Annotated in this window: 14 protein-coding genes and 1 riboswitch; of the genes, 2 read left to right on the plus strand and 12 right to left on the minus strand. The window is 33.8% G+C overall.

Annotated elements, in window-relative coordinates; translation table 11 throughout:
* Positions 1-49 precede the first annotated feature (49 nt).
* Entirely contained in the window at positions 50-1,192 is a 1,143-nt protein-coding gene (locus QQS35_RS17375) for a DEAD/DEAH box helicase (protein ID WP_285933497.1), read from the minus strand.
* Positions 1,193-1,812: 620 nt separating this feature from the next.
* Between QQS35_RS17375 and QQS35_RS17380 the strand changes: the two genes are divergently transcribed.
* Positions 1,813-2,769 carry an alpha/beta hydrolase gene (locus QQS35_RS17380; protein WP_285933498.1) on the plus strand — a complete coding sequence of 319 codons (957 nt, stop codon included), beginning with the start codon at positions 1,813-1,815 and terminating at the stop codon, positions 2,767-2,769.
* A 183-nt stretch (positions 2,770-2,952) separates the two neighbouring features.
* On the opposite strand, the gene QQS35_RS17385 is transcribed toward QQS35_RS17380, so the two are convergent.
* Positions 2,953-3,729, minus strand: coding sequence for a Cof-type HAD-IIB family hydrolase (locus QQS35_RS17385; protein ID WP_285933499.1), 777 nt, complete (start codon positions 3,727-3,729; stop codon positions 2,953-2,955).
* Positions 3,730-4,119: 390 nt separating this feature from the next.
* On the opposite strand from QQS35_RS17385, the gene htpG reads away from it, so the two are divergent.
* Complete coding sequence (gene htpG, locus QQS35_RS17390; protein WP_285933500.1) at positions 4,120-5,997, plus strand: molecular chaperone HtpG; 1,878 nt, start codon at positions 4,120-4,122, stop codon at positions 5,995-5,997.
* 280 nt (positions 5,998-6,277) lie between these two features.
* Here htpG and QQS35_RS17395 read toward each other — a convergent pair whose 3' ends face one another.
* The 10 genes from QQS35_RS17395 to QQS35_RS17440 all read right to left on the minus strand — a co-directional run bounded on the left by QQS35_RS17395 (position 6,278) and on the right by QQS35_RS17440 (position 17,641).
* Positions 6,278-7,300, minus strand: a complete 1,023-nt coding sequence (locus QQS35_RS17395; RefSeq protein ID WP_285933501.1) for a GGDEF domain-containing protein — start codon at positions 7,298-7,300, stop codon at positions 6,278-6,280.
* A 31-nt stretch (positions 7,301-7,331) separates the two neighbouring features.
* Positions 7,332-7,418, minus strand: a riboswitch (cyclic di-GMP riboswitch).
* 219 nt (positions 7,419-7,637) lie between these two features.
* Complete coding sequence (locus QQS35_RS17400; protein ID WP_259867957.1) at positions 7,638-7,712, minus strand: YjcZ family sporulation protein; 75 nt, start codon at positions 7,710-7,712, stop codon at positions 7,638-7,640.
* A 185-nt stretch (positions 7,713-7,897) separates the two neighbouring features.
* A complete protein-coding gene (locus QQS35_RS17405) occupies positions 7,898-8,947 on the minus strand; it encodes a lactonase family protein (RefSeq protein WP_407933979.1) in 1,050 nt (349 codons plus the stop codon).
* A gap of 124 nt (positions 8,948-9,071) precedes the next feature.
* Positions 9,072-9,242: a hypothetical protein gene (locus QQS35_RS17410; RefSeq protein ID WP_285933503.1), complete on the minus strand. Its 171-nt coding sequence runs from the start codon at positions 9,240-9,242 to the stop codon at positions 9,072-9,074.
* A gap of 233 nt (positions 9,243-9,475) precedes the next feature.
* Entirely contained in the window at positions 9,476-11,410 is a 1,935-nt protein-coding gene (locus QQS35_RS17415; protein WP_285933504.1) for an ATP-dependent DNA helicase, read from the minus strand.
* Between the two features lie 881 nt (positions 11,411-12,291).
* Positions 12,292-12,741, minus strand: a complete 450-nt coding sequence (locus QQS35_RS17420) for a GNAT family N-acetyltransferase (protein WP_285933505.1) — start codon at positions 12,739-12,741, stop codon at positions 12,292-12,294.
* A 321-nt stretch (positions 12,742-13,062) separates the two neighbouring features.
* Complete coding sequence (locus tag QQS35_RS17425; protein WP_285933506.1) at positions 13,063-13,323, minus strand: hypothetical protein; 261 nt, start codon at positions 13,321-13,323, stop codon at positions 13,063-13,065.
* A 257-nt stretch (positions 13,324-13,580) separates the two neighbouring features.
* Entirely contained in the window at positions 13,581-14,705 is a 1,125-nt protein-coding gene (ald, locus tag QQS35_RS17430; RefSeq protein WP_285933507.1) for an alanine dehydrogenase, read from the minus strand.
* Between the two features lie 107 nt (positions 14,706-14,812).
* Positions 14,813-16,156: an aspartate aminotransferase family protein gene (locus QQS35_RS17435; protein ID WP_285933508.1), complete on the minus strand. Its 1,344-nt coding sequence runs from the start codon at positions 16,154-16,156 to the stop codon at positions 14,813-14,815.
* Positions 16,157-16,177: 21 nt separating this feature from the next.
* A complete protein-coding gene (locus QQS35_RS17440; protein ID WP_285933509.1) occupies positions 16,178-17,641 on the minus strand; it encodes a CoA-acylating methylmalonate-semialdehyde dehydrogenase in 1,464 nt (487 codons plus the stop codon).
* Between the last annotated feature and the right edge of the window lie 177 nt (positions 17,642-17,818).

Consider the following 17,818-nt stretch of genomic DNA (forward strand, 5'->3'; position numbering starts at 1 on the left):
ACTGCCTCTATGCAGTTCCTTCTTTTTCTTTTTTAATTTTATTCCTATCTTATCGCTCATCTACAATATTCCCTTTATAAATCTTCTTTTTCGCGATTTCCAAACCTAAAACTCTGCTTATTTTTTGTAAATTACGTTCTTCAGCAACAGTTATAATTGAGATTACAGTACCACCAACCGAACCCAATCTTCCCGTTCGTCCTGAACGGTGTTGATATTGTGTAGCATCCGATGAAATATCCATATGCACGACATGTGTTAAATCTGGAATGTCTAGACCGCGAGCAGCCACATCTGTCCCCAAAAGCAATTGAGACTTTCCAGATTTGAAATCTCTAATCGCTTTTTCTCTTTCTTGTTTTTTAGTGTTTCCATGTAGCTGACCAACTGAAACCCCCATATATTCCAATTTTTCAGCCATAACAGATAGATTCCCAATATCTCTAACAAAAACTAAAGCTTTTTTTTCATCTGCCTTTAAAACCTTTCTAAGTAACTCTATCTTATCTCTTGCATCACAAACAAAATACATATGTTCAACATTTGGCCTATCTAATTCCTGTTCATTTATTCTAATTACTTGTGGTTCTTTCATAAAGGTTGCGGCTTTTTGTTCAATACTATTTGAAAGTGTTGCAGAGAATAATAACACTTGTCTTTCCCTTAGTGTACTCTTAATAATATTTTCAACCTCATTAATATGTTCTGGTACGAGCAACTGATCAGCTTCATCAAGTACAATCTTTTTAACTTCATGAACTTTTAATTTTTTTGATTTTAATAATTCTTGTATTCTTCCTGGTGTACCTAGAATGATTTGAGGTCGTTTTTTTAATTTTTCTAGCTGTCTTTTTACATTTGCTCCACCAATAAGTGTGGCACTACCTATTCCACTATCTATGGTCCATTTTTGTAACTCTTGATGTATTTGCATAACTAATTCGTGTGATGAAGCTAAAATCATTACTTGAATGTTTTTTTGATTAGAATCTATTTCCTGGAGTAAAGGCAAAAGATATGCTAAAGTTTTACCACTGCCTGTTGGTGATTCAGCAATAACATCTTCCCCTCCCATTATTACAGGTCCAGCTTTTTCTTGTATTGGTGTTAGTTCAGTGAAACCTGATACCTCCCAAGCTTTTTGTAAAAATGGTTTGATTTGATCCGTAGATAATAAAGTTCTTAAAGCCATTGTACAATCTCCTTTTTATAACAACTCATTCATTACATTATTTCCTTTACTGGCAAATAATAAAATAAGTTAAACTAAAATAATCACTCGCATTCCTGTTTTTTAACATCTTATTATTTTTATTACTATTCCAAAGTATGTAATTAGTTTGTTTCTAAAGATTTTAACAAACCTAAATGGTAGTTTTATTATCAACGTTTTGGTAGTCTTTTGCAAACGAAGCTGTTATATGAATAACTATTTTAAAGTAACAGCTCCATTATTATGCAAATCGAACTGTTTTAAGGATCTTGCGTAAGTTTTTGCATCTAACTCTAAGATTTAAACCTTCATGAATTAGCTGATAATGAATTTTTAGAACAAAAAGTCTCATATGGAAGGAAATACACGAAAATAAAGCGAATTTCTTCTGAATCGATGGATTAAGCTAACCTAATGAAGATGTGAAAAATATTATCTCAACGATAGACTTCTAGTCAAAAACTCTCATCTAATAAAAAAATTCTTTCTGAAACTATAGATAAATAGAAAATGCGGTACTAAATTCCCACCTTTTCTAGTCATTATATGCTATTATAAATTATGATATAAATTCAATTGGTTTTACAAGGAGATATCTAATGAAAAGATTTATTTATTTTGCTGTAATTATTATAGGTATTTTAGTTATTGCCTATGGTTTAGTTGGTAACTATTTTTATAACTTCGCATTAAATCCCAGTAAAGAAAAAGATTTCTTAGAAGGTAATCCACATCTAGCTGAATCTGAAGCAGTTTCTGCAGCAGTAGTTGAAGCTAGTAATTTATTAGACGAAGAATTTATAGAGAAGCATCCTGGAAATAAAGTTAGTATTACATCTTCTGATAATTTAGCTCTAAAAGCAAATATGTATAAAAATGAAAATAACAATCATAAATGGGCCATTGTTGTTCACGGCTATACTGGTAATAGTACTCAGATGACCCGATGGATCCGTAATTTTCACGAAAAAGGTTACAGTGTACTAGCACCTGACCTTCGTGGGCACGGTGAAAGTGAAGGAGATTACATTGGAATGGGTTGGCATGATCGATTAGATATGCTTCAATGGATAGAGACAATTACCAATGATGAACCTGAGGCTGAAATAGCACTCCTAGGTGTTTCAATGGGAGGTGCCACAGTAATGATGGCATCTGGAGAAAAGTTACCTGCTAATGTCAAAGTGATTATCGAGGATTGTGGCTATTCCTCCGTTATGGATGTATTCACTTACCAACTTGATGATTTATTTGGGTTACCAAGGTTCCCTATTATGAACGCAGCTAACACATTAACAAATATTCGTGCAGGATATGACTTGAATGAGGCATCAGCTATAAAGCAGGTTGCTAAAAGTACTACACCAATGCTTTTTATTCACGGTGAAGATGATAGTTTCGTCCCATTTCAAATGTTAGATGAAGTATACAATGCTGCCGATGTGGAAAAAGATAGATTAATTATACCAGGTGCTGGGCATGGTGAAGCTGAAAAAGTTGATCCAGAGAGATACTGGAATAAAGTATGGGGATTTGTAAATAAATATATTAGTTAACAAAAAGTAGCTGTCTAGCGTCAATTTCAACTAGATAGCTACTTCTTTTTTGATAAAAAGGTTGTTTTTAAAGTTGATTAAAAATCTACAAAATGGGAAGTGACTTTCATTCCGAAAAGTCGTAGTCAACAATTACTGAAAAGAGCCTCCTCGATAATCCCACTTCAAATTTTTCACTTTTACCTATAACAACCCAACCATCTTCAAACCATGTAAAATTCCATTATCTTCTACTGACTTAGTTACATACTTTGCAACCGATTTAACATCATCTACAGCATTGCCCATAGCAACACTATTTTCAATAACAGATAGCATCTCAAGATCATTTAAACCATCACCAAACGCATACTGTCTATCTTTTGCATACCCTAGTTTTGCAGCTAGTTTTGCTATTCCAATTGCTTTTGAACCACCTCTAGGAACTATATCAAGTGAAAATGGATGCCATCTAACAAAATCAAACGATTTATATTTTTCCTGATAATATTTTTCTTCCCTCTCTTTACAGAACAAAAGTGTTTGATACAGTTCACGTCCTTGATGATAATTTGGATCATGACTCGGAAATTGATTTATTTGTAATGATTGAAAACTCTCATTAATATAAACATGATCAGGAACATTTGCTTTCATATCTTCGTGATCCATAAATACAACTGGATGATCGTTTATAAGCGCTTCTTCTGTTAATTTTTTCAGTTCTAAAACGTTTAATGGATTAGTAAAAATAACTTCATCTTTATAAACAACGTATGATCCATTATAACTAACAAAAGAATCGATTTCTAATTCCTTACGCAAGTCTTCATACATGAATGGAGCACGTCCAGTTGCAATTGCAACATCATGTCCAAGTTGCTTCAACTTAAAAATAGCTTGCTTTGTCTCTTTTGGTAGTTCTTTTTCATGTGTAAGTAATGTTCCATCAATATCGAAAAAAATTATACATTTACTCATAGGTTTCCCCTGCTTTCCTTAATATAAGCTTATGTACATCTAATTTCCTTAATATAAACTTATGTACATCTAATCACTTGATACATTCACTAATAGTATGAGTTACTTTATTATGAATTGAAAGCATTAATTTTACGATTAAGTTTTTTTATGTCTGTATCTCGTTCTGAGAAACAAATTACAATACATCGTTAAACCTAGCATGCTCGAATATTTTTTAAAAAAATTCATAAATAAAAATTACAAAATTATTCAGCAAGCAAAAATCAACATTAGATAGCAGTAACTATTGACATAGCATATAAATATGTGGTATTTAATTTAGTAGTTAGCACTCTAGGAATAAGAGTGCTAACTACTAAATTAATTATATCGAGAGGAGCAATCTCCATGGCGAAGAAACAATTTAAAGCAGAATCCAAAAGACTTCTTGAAATGATGATTAACTCGATTTATTCACAAAAAGAGATTTTTCTAAGAGAGTTAATATCGAATTCAAGTGATGCAATTGATAAGATCTATTACAAGGCATTAACAGATGAGTCTCTTACGTTTGATCAAGATAATTATTACATAAAAGTAGTTGCCGACAAAAAAGCTAGAACATTAAAAATCACGGATACTGGGATTGGTATGACGAAAGAAGAGTTAGAAAATAATCTTGGGGTTATTGCAAAAAGTGGTTCCTTGGCATTCAAGAACGAAAACGAAATGAGAGATGGACAGGATATTATTGGTCAATTTGGGGTTGGTTTTTATTCTTCATTTATGGTAGCTGATGTTGTAACTGTGATTTCGAGGTCATTAGGTAGTGATGAAGCTTATATATGGGAGTCAAAAGGTGTCGATGGATACACAATTAAAACCTGTGAAAAAGATGAAATAGGTACAGATATTATCTTGAAAATTAAAGATAACACGGAAGATGACAATTATGATGATTACCTAGAATCATATCGTTTAAAATCAATTATCAAAAAATACTCTGATTTTATACGCTATCCTATTAAAATGGACGTTACCGAACAAAAACCAAAAGAAGGAACTGAAAATGAATTTGAAGACGTTATTGAAGAACAAACAATAAATAGCATGGTTCCTATTTGGAGAAAAAATAAAAGTGAACTTACTGATGAAGATTACGAAAACTTTTATGCTGAAAAACATTATGGCTTTGACAAACCTTTAAAACATATCCATATTAGTGTTGATGGTGCTGTCAGGTATCAATCTATTCTTTATATTCCAGAACAAATGCCCTATGACTATTATACAAAAGAATTCGAAAAAGGCTTGGAGTTATATTCTAGTGGCGTATTAATTATGGAAAAGTGTTCTGATTTACTTCCGGATTATTTTAGCTTCGTTAAAGGGATGGTTGATTCTGAAGACTTATCATTGAATATTTCAAGAGAAATATTACAGCATGATCGACAGTTAAAATTAATTGCAAAAAATATTAAGAAAAAAATCAAAAGCCAACTCTTAAGTCTGTTAAGAGATGACAGAGAAAATTATGAAAAATTTTATGACTCTTTTGGCCGTCAGTTAAAATTCGGAGTATATAGTGACTTTGGAAATAATAAAGAACTATTACAAGATCTGTTGATGTTCTATTCATCAACTGAGAAAAAACTAGTAACTCTAGAAGAGTATGTCTCTAGAATGCCGGAAAATCAAAAATATATTTATTATGCTTCTGGAGAAAATAATGCACGTATTGAAAAGTTACCTCAAACAGAAGTAATTGCAGAAAAGGGGTATGAAATTTTATATTTCACCGATGAAGTTGATGAATTTGCCATTAAAATGCTACTGAAGTATCAAGAAAAAGAATTTAAATCAATCTCAAGCGGAGACTTAGGAATTGAAGAGGATAACGTTGATAAAACAGACATAGAAGAAAGTGATAATAAAGCACTTTTTGACTATATGAAAGAAACATTATCTGGAAAAGTTAAAGATGTTAAAGTTTCTAAGAGACTTAAATCACATCCTGTTTGCTTATCCAGCGATGGCGAAGTCTCGATAGAAATGGAAAAAATTCTAAAATCAATGCCCGATAACCCAGATGTACAAGCTGACAAAATCCTAGAAATTAATGTTAATCATGAGGTATTTCAGTCTTTAAAAACTGCTTTTGATACAGATAAACAAAAACTAAGCTTATATACTAACTTATTGTACAGTCAAGCATTGTTAATTGAAGGCTTACCAATCCATGATCCAGTAGAATTTACCAATGATATGTGTAAAATAATGATTTAATTTATCTTAGTGAATTTCCTAGTAAATAACTTAACCAAGAACAAAAGCACAGGTCGTCTTGCTCACCCTAGGGCAATTAAGACGAACATCTATGTGGCGCTCTTTACCACAAAGATGTTTGACTTAAGACCTCGAGGGGTTAGGCGCTGTAGCTGGAAGTGGCACATGTAATAATCAGTTATCCACAGGACACTAAATCTATAATTTCCTGGTGTATGCTATAAAAAAAAGGGTGTCCCTATATTCTAATCATAGTGGACATCCTCTTACTTTTTATATTTCATAAAACCTTGACCTGATTTCTTCCTTGCTCCTTCGCCATATATAACACATCATCTACTCTATCAAGCATCGATTCAGTAGTATCCCCTTTTTCTGAAACAGCAACACCAAAACTTGATGTGACCTTCTTAACAAGGAGGAATGAATGATTTTCGATTTCTTTCCTTAATTGCTCTGCGAGTCTCAATGCTTCTATTTTATCTCTGTTACGAGACACTATGATAAATTCTTCTCCTCCCCACCTACCAAAAAAGTCGTCTGAACGAATATATCTTTTGACTAATTCTGAAACTTCGATTAATACCTTATCACCTGCAACATGTCCAAATTCATCATTAATTTTTTTGAAGTAATCTAAATCAAAAAATATAACTGAAAACTGGTTATCTTTATCAAGAGATTCTTCTAGCCACTGGTACACTTTTCTTCTATTAGCAATACCAGTTAGGGCATCATAAAAGGCCATTTTCTCCAAGACTTCGGATTCTGTATAGGCACTAATAATATGACGAGCAAAAAACAGAAATATGATATAGACCAAGTTTGATAAATAATATTGTATAAGCGACTCTGAACCAAAGTAAGGTATATCGTTCCAATAGTAGATTCCTATTGCTAAGGTGAGAGCCCAAAGTACAAGTGAATAGATCCATCCATTTCTTGCTTTAAGCGTTACAAATATAAAAACAAATAGTAATGGCGTCCAATAGGTAGCATTGCCTGTTGTAACTTCTTCTTGTGTAACCATATTTAACGAAACAATTTCAAACACTTTCAATAGATGGAACAAACTAATAAGTAATAAATTCGCAAGTTCAACATATCTGAAACCTTTTCTTGTATAGATGAGAATTAAAGAAACACAAAATCCACTCGCTAATAACGGTAGGATTATTGTATTCAATGATTCACTTTCATCTATGTATAATAAACTAATCAACGAAGAAATAATTAACAAAGGTAAAACAAATAAATATAACTTGCGTTTAAATTCTTCAAATTTATTCAAGCGCTTGTTCAACGATATCCTCTCCTAAACAAAAACTAATCATTTTGGTAACTGGCTGGCATATTCTTGTTTGAACGTAGCCCCTATAGCTTTGCGAACTCACCTTTCAGTGATCTTGCCCTTTACATATTTATTTAGGGTGGAAACTGTCATTAGTTAAATAGAACTATCTACTACTCTTTATTTAGGTCTATTATCCTATTCATTAAATAAAATAACAAGTGAAACGATCAACTATCAAATATTCTTTGGTGCACTGATTTATATTCAAAATCTATTATCCAGTTTCTACTCGATTACATACCAAAAAGAGGCCACATCTGTGACCTCTTTGAACTATTCTTTTCGTTTAGACAACGTAAGAAGTCCCTACTATGATTAATAAGATAAATAACACGACGATTAATGCAAAACTATTGTGCATCTCATCAACACCCCCTTATGTTGTTCACTAGTTATCCTATGGCTTTCCAACCATTATGGGTGGGCATTTACCTAATTATTTAAAAACTAATTTATCTGCCTAATAAAAAAACTATAGTTTAAATGATCCCCTTAAGCAATTGCTTACAGAATACATCTAAACTATAGGATAAAAATGATTTGATATTAGTTATTTAAAAATTTCACACAAACTGCTTCTGGTACTTTTACACCTGATTGTGATACTGTTAATTTCCCAGTAGTCTCATCCCTTTTAAACAATACAAGTGTATTCGACTTCTGATTTGCAGCAACGAGGAATTTCTCTGAAGGATCTAAAACAAAGTCACGAGGCCAGTTTCCTTCTGTAGAAGTCCATTCAACAAACTCCAGTTCTCCTGAAACTTGATCAACTTTGTAAATTGCAATACTGTTATGTCCACGGTTTCCAGCATAAACAAACCGTCCGTCAGAAGTGATATGAATTGCACTACCATCATTTACTTCGTTAAAATCATCCGGAATCGTTGGAACTGCCTGTATTTGTGATAACTTTCCATTTTCAGAATCATATTCAAGGACCAGAACTTCTGATGTAAGCTCAGTCATAACATAAGCTAATTTACCATTTGGATGAAACGTGATATGTCTTGGGCCACTTCCGGGCTTGGCATTAAATGTATTAACTTCTACAAACTCTCCATTATCAATTGTGTACGAAATAACACGGTCACTTCCCAAATCAATAGCAATCACATACTTATCGTCAGGAGTAAATCCAGCATAATGCATATGTGGCTTTTCTTGTCTCTTATGTGGACCCGTTCCTTCATGCTCTACAAAAGTAGCTGGATTTAAAGATCCATCATCATTTGTAAAAAAAGACTCTATTTTCGTTGTATGATAATTAGCTGTGACCACATTAGTATTATCACTATTTACACTAACATGACAAGGAGGGGATCCTGCAGTTGCTTGACTGTTTAACTTCGTTAGTTCTCCTGTTTGATTATTTAATGAAAATGCAGTAACACCGCCTTTATCGCCTTCCTTGGCAACAGCATATAAATTTGTGTTATCTTTACTAACTGTGACGTATGTAGGGTTGTCTAATTCTGCTGCTACATTGACATCATTGATTTCGCCTTTTTCTGTATCTAGAGTAAATGAGTATACACCTTTGCTTTCTTCTTTTGTATATGTACCTACGTATCCAATAAACTTTTTATTCCCCAAATTGTTTAACTCCTTCATAAATATATTTTCGTACATTATAACAAAATGAATTTTATATATCTATGTAAAAGAATAAATAGACCCCCTTTTAGGAAGCCTATATATCCTTTTTTTCTTAAAGCACTTAACTTTGTTGGTTCTGGTTTTGTTTTCCTTGATTTCCCATGCCACCAGCAAATGGAACCATCTGTTGGGCAACATTAGCTACACCTTTTCTTTTCATGCTATAATATGCAGCTGCCCCAATGCCTACAGAAGCAAGAATTGGCATCATATTACCTCTTTGTTTTTGCATCTTCATTCACCCCCTAAAACTTGTGTCAATTGTAATTTCTCCTCAATCCATTTCTTTAATCTAGTCACATATTGGAATTAAAAAAGGAACTCCTTATAATCAAAGATTTTTATCATATGGTAATATTTTTACACAACTCATTTAGAATAAATTGACTACAAAACCATTCTGATTCCTCGATAAATTGTCAAAAAAACAGGTGAACCTATATAAAAAGGTTCACCTGTTTTAAACTAAATCCATTGAAGATCAACTGGTAACAATTTTTCGATTACTTGAAAATCCGCTTTTTTTTGTGATTCGGTCATTAAAATTTGAATACTCCCCTGATCTTCTCTACTTCTTATTAATCGACCAATCCCTTGTCTTAATCTTAGTTGCATGTACGGGTGATCAACCTCTTTTAGTGGATCCGATGCATGATTTCGCTTTGCTTGAAATACAGGATCTTCGGGCGGAAACGGTAAGGAAGCTATCACAACCTGACTTAGTGCTTTTCCTGGCACATCTAAGCCTTCCCATAGATTAAAGGAACATAGCACTGATTCAGGGTTAGTCTGAAAATAGTGAACAGACTCACTTATTTCACGGTCACCTTCATAAATTATTGAGAAATCCCACGCTTGCTTATTTGCCCATTCACGAAACTCGTTCATCTCAAAAAGTGAAGAGAATAAAATTAGTGAATGTCCATGATTCTCATTCAATGCATTTCCTATTTTGTTCCATTTCTCCTGCTCACGGTTGCTCTCCACAGTCTGTCCATAAATTTTCATCTGTTCATCATAATCAAAAGGAGATTCAACCGTAAATGATTCATATTTTTTAATTCCTAGGCTATTAGCTAAGTATGAAAAGTCACCTGCTTGAGCTAATGTAGCTGATGAAAATACAAATGGTATTTTTTGAGAAAATACATCTTCACCTAAAATATCTTCTACCAATCGAGGCATAATAACAAAAGTCGTTTCAGAATCATTTTCCTCAAGCCAGAATATGCCTTGGTTATCCTTTAATAAAATTGCTAATCCATAAGAGTAAAACTCTAAATATTCTTCAATTATTTTTATGTGATATGGGTCAATCGTAAATAATTCAGAGTCAAATACGAGTTGTTCTAATAATTGTCCTACTTTTTGTTCTAACTTTCCGACCAATGATAACATTTCGGTAGAACGTGGAACTTCCTTACGATTCGATCCCTTTACCATTTGAGCAGAGCCACTTAAAATAGTAAACCAATCTTCATGTAAATGTAAGATGTCCTCAATCAAGTAAAGTGATTCTTCACGAACATCCTGGCTCATGTAGCCTGTCAATATCGAATGCAATGTTTCAGAATGAAAACGATAAGTTAACCCTTTTTGGGCAGCGAATTCTAATAAATGTCCTTCATCGAATACAACACAACTAGATTCAGGAAGTAATGGCATTTGTTCTTCTCGCTTGCGAGATTCCTTTGTCCATATATGTTCCATATAAAAGTCGTGAGAACAAATAATTAAATCCGTTGCATGCCTATAATATTCGCGATTTAGCGTTTGACCGCTACGATGACGCCATTCACAGGTTGAGCATTGTTGGATTGGATCCCAAGCTATTTTTTTCCATTTTTCATTAGAAACCCATGGATATTCTTTACGATCACCATATCGTTCAAATGATTGCATAGAAGTTCCTTGTTCAAAAACAAAATCAGGAATTTGTTCATGAACATTTAATATATCTTCATCGTCCGTTTGGTTTGCCAAAGGATCTAACTTCTTCATACAGACATATTGTTCACGTGCTTTGGCTAAACGTACATCCACAGTTAAGCCAAGAGCTTTTTCAAGCTTTTCAATATCTCCATTTTTCTTTACTAGTTGTTCTATTAGTGTTTCATCTGCACATGAAATAATTGCAGGTTTTCTCATGTATCGAGCATAGCAAATCGCATAAAGTAAATAAACAAAAGTTTTCCCTGTACCAACGCCAGCTTCAGCGAACACGGTGCTTTTATTTTTAAAAGCATTTTCTATTTGATAAGCCATATAAATTTGTTCATCACGCAATTCATACCCTTGCTCTGGTAATATATCGTAAAAGATGTCACCAATATACTCGCCTAATCGATCAAAGAAATTTTCTTGTTTTGAAATTGTAAATGGAAGTGATTGTTGTTTCAATTATTTTTTCTCCTTTATAAACACTACATGCTTTATTTTAAACAGTATCCTTTATCATAACAGATAATATACGGAAGTGCTCTACAAAAAACTCATATTACATTCATAACCGATAAAACTCTTTTACCACTATCTTTAACTGTTCGTGGGGTATAATGAAGTGCAAAAGCAGAAGAAGGATGTCAAAAAGAGAGGAATGCAGCAGAATTTAATCCATTGACTCCTAATTGCGAGCGAACGTTTAGATTTGATAGAAAGCTCATGTTAGATTCACAAAAATCTTATTAATCAATGACTTCGCGATATATGTAACGCCTGAATAGTAAGGCCTTATTGAAAACATATTGAAAAAGACACCTGTTAGACAGGTGCCTTTAGGTTTGTGGCGAGAAAACCGTCGACCACATTCGACGTATTGATGTTCCCTCGTCTTACACAAATTAGCTCATCGCTCAATTACTATACCACGCCTAAACATAAAGTACAATGGAAAAATTAGCAAGTGCTTAATTACTATCACACTGGAACTAGAATTTCTTTTTGTTGTTCTTGGCTCTTTCGTAATATTGTTACTTTACAGCCTTCGAACTAGGATACAAGTGTGCATTAACTTTAGTGTTAATTTACTATCTATCGTTCTTTAATGTGCTTAAATCATTGCTTCGTCAAAAAACTTCGCACACCTTAGGGCACGGGCATGACTTCTGCTTCTTCCGGAATCTCCATCATCTTGTAAGAGATTAAAAATGATAAATAAATTAAGTTAGTGCAAACTTTATATATTACTGTCGTAAACAACAAAAATTTTAAAAAGCAGCCTTGTTTTGTAATTAGAATTTTAATATGTAGCAAAATTGATGGGGAATAATTCTATAGGTGAGTTAGTTTTTCGGAAGTCTTTTTGCCATTAATATGACTTTACCACTTGTATAATAGCCATTTTTTTTATAAAAGGATTCGGCATGTCCACCTCTTGAGGTAAGTAGTTCTATTCGATTAATGTCTTTTTTCTTACAGACATCTTCTAATTTAGAAAGTAATAAAGAACCAACACCTTTTCCTTGCATGTCTGTACTTACACACATTTCACTAATATAGAAGTTGGTTAACTCTAACCATTTCTCAGTAAAACCCACAACAAACCCTATTAAATCCTGATTCTCATCAAAAACACCAATTCCAACAAAATTTGGGTTTTCAAAAACAGTAAACAACCTTTCATTAGCTGATGCATAATCCCAAAATTCATTCCAAGGTTTTTTACTAAATACATCCATATACATCTTTGTACAGTCATCGATACATTCATTTGATATTTGCCTAACCTCCATTTTTTAGATCCTCCAATCTAACGTTCTACGAAATCAAACAATACGAAATATTATGTTATCGTTCTTCTTCTATTTTCTAGAAAAAAACTTATTTCTACGATATCTTTCTTTGTAATACTCCTTGTACTCATCCTTAAAGGATGATGGTCATAAGTAGGAACTGGAGCTAGACGTGGCTGTTTCTGCATGTTAATACACTTTTCAAATTTATATATTCATGCCTTGGTAACAAAGAAATTTATTTAAATCTGTTTTCATTTCCTTTCTTTGGGAAATATGTAATTTTTTTAAGAAGTAATATTGCCTAACTCTTATCATTTCTCAAGTTTTCATTTTTTTACCTATCCAGGAGATAAAAAGGATAAAGAGTCCAATCGTAAACGGTAATGCCCCTAACAAGCTAACACCCATTCCCTCAAATCCTCCAATTACTTGTAGTCCAGCTAAATATACTGAAATTCCAATTGCACAAAGCAAAAATCCCCACTCGTAAGACAACTTTCGAATAAAAGAATAGGTTGCACTAAAAACAGAAAAGAATAATAAAATCCATGGCAATATAACGAAAATGAATTCATCCATGTGTGTCACCCTTATTATTTAATTTATTTATTGCTAAATTGATCCATTACGACTATAACATAGGAGGGTTTAAGAATGATTAGTTGTTGGTTGCAGGTAGAAAATGTAGAACTTCTTTTTATTCTAACACATGTTTTTATCTACTTCGGGGAATATTGTCAATAAATCACAAATATCTAAATATTTTAACCTAAAAATTCATTCCATAAAAAAATAGAAGTTTAATAACTTCTATTTTTCCTTATATATTAAAACTACTAAGTTAACTCCATCATTAAAGAGGATACTTCATAACACTTTAATCCATATACATCCGCAATAGCTTGATTTGTTATAAAACCGTCCATTGTATTAATCCCTTTTATAATCACTTCATTTCCTAAAACTAGTTTTTCTACACCTAAATTTGAAATTAATATCGCATAAGGTAGTGTTACATTTGTTAATCCTAGTGTAGCTGTTCTCGGAACCGCTCCTGGCATATTCGCAACAGCATAATGAACAACACCGTGCTTCAAGTAGGTTGGAGAATCATGATTTGTTATTCGATCTATCGTCTCGACAATGCCTCCTTGGTCAATCGCAACATCAACAATGACTGCACCATCTTTCATCGACTTAACCATTTTCTCCGTAATAATAATAGGTGCTCTATAGCCCGGTATTAATACCGCTCCTATAACAAGATCGGCTTGTTTAACTGACTCTTCAATCGTCATTGGATTTGAAATCATTGTTTGAATAGAGTTGCCAAATAAATCATCTAATTCTCTTAACCTTTGCGGACTTACATCTAATATCGTAACATCTGCACCAAGACCGATTGCTATTTGTGCTGCATGTGTACCTACTACTCCACCACCTATAATTGTTACTTTACCTCTGCTAACACCAGGTATTCCCGATAAAAGAATTCCCTGACCACCTTTTGTCTTTTCTAACAATTGTGCACCAATCTGTGTAGCCATTCTTCCTGCTACTTCACTCATCGGCGTAAGCAATGGTAAAGATCCACTTGGTAGTTGGATAGACTCATAGGCTATACTTGTAACTTTATGCTTCAGTAAAGCTTGTGTAAGTTCAGGCTCATTTGCCAGATGTAAATAAGTAAATAAAATTAAGCCTTCTTTGAAAAACTGATATTCTTCCTGCAAAGGTTCTTTAACTTTAATAACCATGTCTTGAGTCCATGCCTCTTGGGCAGTCTTTACAATCGTTGCACCATTTTCCTCATAAGCACTATCTGGAAAACCCGATCCTTCACCCGCTCCAGATTGCACGTAAACATCATGACCATCCTCAGTAAAATGACTCACACCTGATGGAATGACAGCAACTCTATTTTCATTGTTTTTTATTTCTTTTGGTACACCAATTTGCATTAAATTATCCTCCTTAAACATTACTCCTAAGGTTCTTATCCTTCATGGACAATGTCATCATAATTCTTAAAAATGACGGAGATAAAAGTATCTTTTTCTCTATGTGTCTACATTTGCCAAATACACTCTTTCAGTGTGGATACCATGAACTCAAAATCTTGATCAGTCATATTAAGCGGTGGGCTCAGTGTAATAATATTATTATAACCAGCAACTGTATCCCCATTTTTTCCGATAATTAATCCACGTTCTTTACAAGCTGAAATCACTTTTTGTATTTTCTCCGGTTTAACTGGCAGCTTTTTTTGCTTATTGTCCACTAATTCAATTCCCATCAATAAACCTTTAATTCGTACATCTCCTACATTCGGGTGATTTTTCATTTCATCCATTTCTAATATAAGCCGCTTACCTAATAGATTGGATCGCTCAATTAAATTTTCTTTTTCAATAATTTCTAAGTTTTTTAATGCTACTGCACATGCGGCAGGATTACCGCCAAACGTATTAATATGACGAAAGTGGTCATACTCTTCTGTCCCTTTAAAAGCTTCATAAATATCACGTCTTACTGCCGTTGCAGATAAAGGTAAATACGCACTTGTTAACCCTTTAGCCATCGTAATGATATCTGGCTTAATATCATAGTTCATAAATCCAAACGGAGCTCCTGTACGCCCAAATCCATTAATTACTTCATCAATAATAAGTAGTGCTCCATGATTATCACATATTTTCCGAACTTCTTTTAAATAGTTGTCATGTGGAATGAACACACCACCACCTGTGATGATTGGTTCCATAATTACACCAGCTATTGTTTCATCAAACTCCCATGTCATTACGCGATCAATTTCTTTTGCACTTTCTTCACAACATGTTCCGTCTGGGGTGTGAGAACTACGATAACAATCTGGTGGAGATACATGAAGAAACCCCTGGCTAAGTGGTTCATATTTAAATTTTCGTGAAGCTTGACCAGTAGCTGCTAAGGACCCCATCGTGCTGCCATGATACGCACGATAACGAGAGATGAATTTCCAACGATCTGGCTGATTGTTTTGACGATGGTACTGCCGAACAATCTTAAAAGCTGCTTCGTTGGCCTCAGACCCACTATTCGAAAAGAAAAATACATACTCATCATCTAGCCATTCATTTAGTTTTTCTGCTAATTTTATTGCCGGAAGATGACTTTGTGTTAATGGGAAATAAGGTAGTTCTACCATTTGATCATAAGCAGCTTTAGCTAACTCTTCACGGCCATAACCAACATTTACGCACCATAAACCACTCATCGCATCCATGAAACGATTTCCATTTACATCTGTTACCCAAGATCCTTTTGCTTTCTTAATAATCATTGTTGAAGTTGAATCATATTTTTTCATGGAGTGCCAAATATTTTTTGTATCTTTCTGCAAAAAGTCTTCTTTTTGACTGACTACCATTGTCAACCCACTCCATTCCTATTAGAATCTTGAAGTAATCATTTTTTTTCGTGTATAAAAAGCAACTCCATCTTTTCCATTTACGTGTAAATCACCAAAAAATGAGTTCTTCCAACCGGAAAACGGAAAGAAAGCCATTGGTGCAGGAACACCAACATTGACACCCAACATTCCTGGTTCAGCTTCTTCTCTAAATTGTCTGACCGCTTTCGCACTATCCGTGTAGAGAGTAGCTGAATTCCCAAAACGTGAATGGTTTACAATTTCTAGCGCTTCATGTAAATTATCTGCTCGTATGACACTTAGGATTGGAGCAAATATTTCATCTTTGGCAATCGACATGTCTGGTGTTACATGATCAAAAATTGTTGGACCTAAAAAGTTACCTTCAGAAAAGTGTTTCATGTCTTTTCGTCCATCTCGTAGTAAAACCGCACCTTCTGCAATACCTTTATCAATATAAGCAAGTGCTCTTTTTTTATTTTCTTCCCTAATCATCGGAGTAAGGATAACATCATCATTCAGCCCATTTCCCATCTTCACCTTATCCACTTCATGTTTAAAAGCTTCTAAAAAAGCATCAGCACTTTCACCAACTGCAACGACAGCACTACAAGCCATACAACGTTGTCCCGCACTTCCATATGTGGAGCTTATAATATTTTGAATAGCAGTTTTCCTGTCTGCATCAGGCATTACAATATGGTGATTTTTGGCACCTGCAAGAGCCTGGACTCGTTTTCCCTTTGCAGCTGCACTTTTATATACATATTGAGCAACTGGTTCTGAACCAACAAAAGAAATAGCCTTCACTTGATCATGATCAATCAAACCGTTCACAACATCATGTGCACCGTGCACAATATTAAAGACACCATCAGGTAACCCTGCTTCTTTTAACAATTCTGCTAACCGGTTAGCAAGTAGCGGTGTTCTCTCCGATGGCTTTAAAATAAATGTGTTTCCACAAGCAATAGCTATTGGAAACATCCAACACGGTACCATCATTGGAAAATTAAATGGGGAAATCCCAGCAACTAACCCGATTGGATAACGAAAAAACTGAGAGTCTATGTCAGTTGCAATCGTTGATAAATTATCTCCCATCATAAGTGAAGGTGCTCCTGTTGCAAATTCAACGCATTCAATCCCTCGTAATACTTCACCAAAAGCTTCTTTATAACTTTTTCCATTCTCCTTTGTAACTAACTCAGCCAATTGTTCATGATTGTCGGTCAATAATTGATGATATTTAAATAAAATACGTGCTCGTTTAGGAACAGGCACCTTTTTCCAATTATGAAAAGCTGTTTCGGCTACCTCTACTGCTTTATTCACGTCGACAAAAGTTGAAATTGGTACCTTGGCAATACAATTACCTGTAGCAGGATCAAGTACATCTTGATATTCATTAGTAGTTGATTCAATCCAACTTCCACCGACAAAGTTTTTTATTGTTGTTACATTTTGCTGCACTAACGACATATGGTACTTCCTCCTTACAATAACTGATTACGTCTATTATAGTTTTTTTACATAAGCCTTATCATTAGACAAAGAGTTAAACAAGTATAGCGTTAGATTTCACAGTTTTATTGCGGAAAGGATAAAGCATAAGCAGAACAATCTATATGCTTTGCTTGTCTTGTTTAATTCCACTGT

Origin of the sequence: Aquibacillus rhizosphaerae (assembly GCF_030282825.1) — a bacterium.
In the GTDB taxonomy this organism is placed as follows: Bacteria; Bacillota; Bacilli; order Bacillales; family Amphibacillaceae; genus Aquibacillus_C; species Aquibacillus_C rhizosphaerae.

Coding starts and splice junctions, on each gene's coding strand:
- QQS35_RS17385 (WP_285933499.1), bottom strand. CDS start 3,729: ATGAGTAAATGTATAATTTTTTTCGATATTGATGGAACATTACTTACA.
- QQS35_RS17435 (WP_285933508.1), bottom strand. CDS start 16,156: ATGGTAGTCAGTCAAAAAGAAGACTTTTTGCAGAAAGATACAAAAAAT.
- QQS35_RS17410 (WP_285933503.1), bottom strand. CDS start 9,242: ATGCAAAAACAAAGAGGTAATATGATGCCAATTCTTGCTTCTGTAGGC.
- ald (WP_285933507.1), bottom strand. CDS start 14,705: ATGCAAATTGGTGTACCAAAAGAAATAAAAAACAATGAAAATAGAGTT.
- htpG (WP_285933500.1), top strand. CDS start 4,120: ATGGCGAAGAAACAATTTAAAGCAGAATCCAAAAGACTTCTTGAAATG.
- QQS35_RS17420 (WP_285933505.1), bottom strand. CDS start 12,741: ATGGAGGTTAGGCAAATATCAAATGAATGTATCGATGACTGTACAAAG.
- QQS35_RS17425 (WP_285933506.1), bottom strand. CDS start 13,323: ATGGATGAATTCATTTTCGTTATATTGCCATGGATTTTATTATTCTTT.
- QQS35_RS17375 (WP_285933497.1), bottom strand. CDS start 1,192: ATGGCTTTAAGAACTTTATTATCTACGGATCAAATCAAACCATTTTTA.
- QQS35_RS17380 (WP_285933498.1), top strand. CDS start 1,813: ATGAAAAGATTTATTTATTTTGCTGTAATTATTATAGGTATTTTAGTT.
- QQS35_RS17440 (WP_285933509.1), bottom strand. CDS start 17,641: ATGTCGTTAGTGCAGCAAAATGTAACAACAATAAAAAACTTTGTCGGT.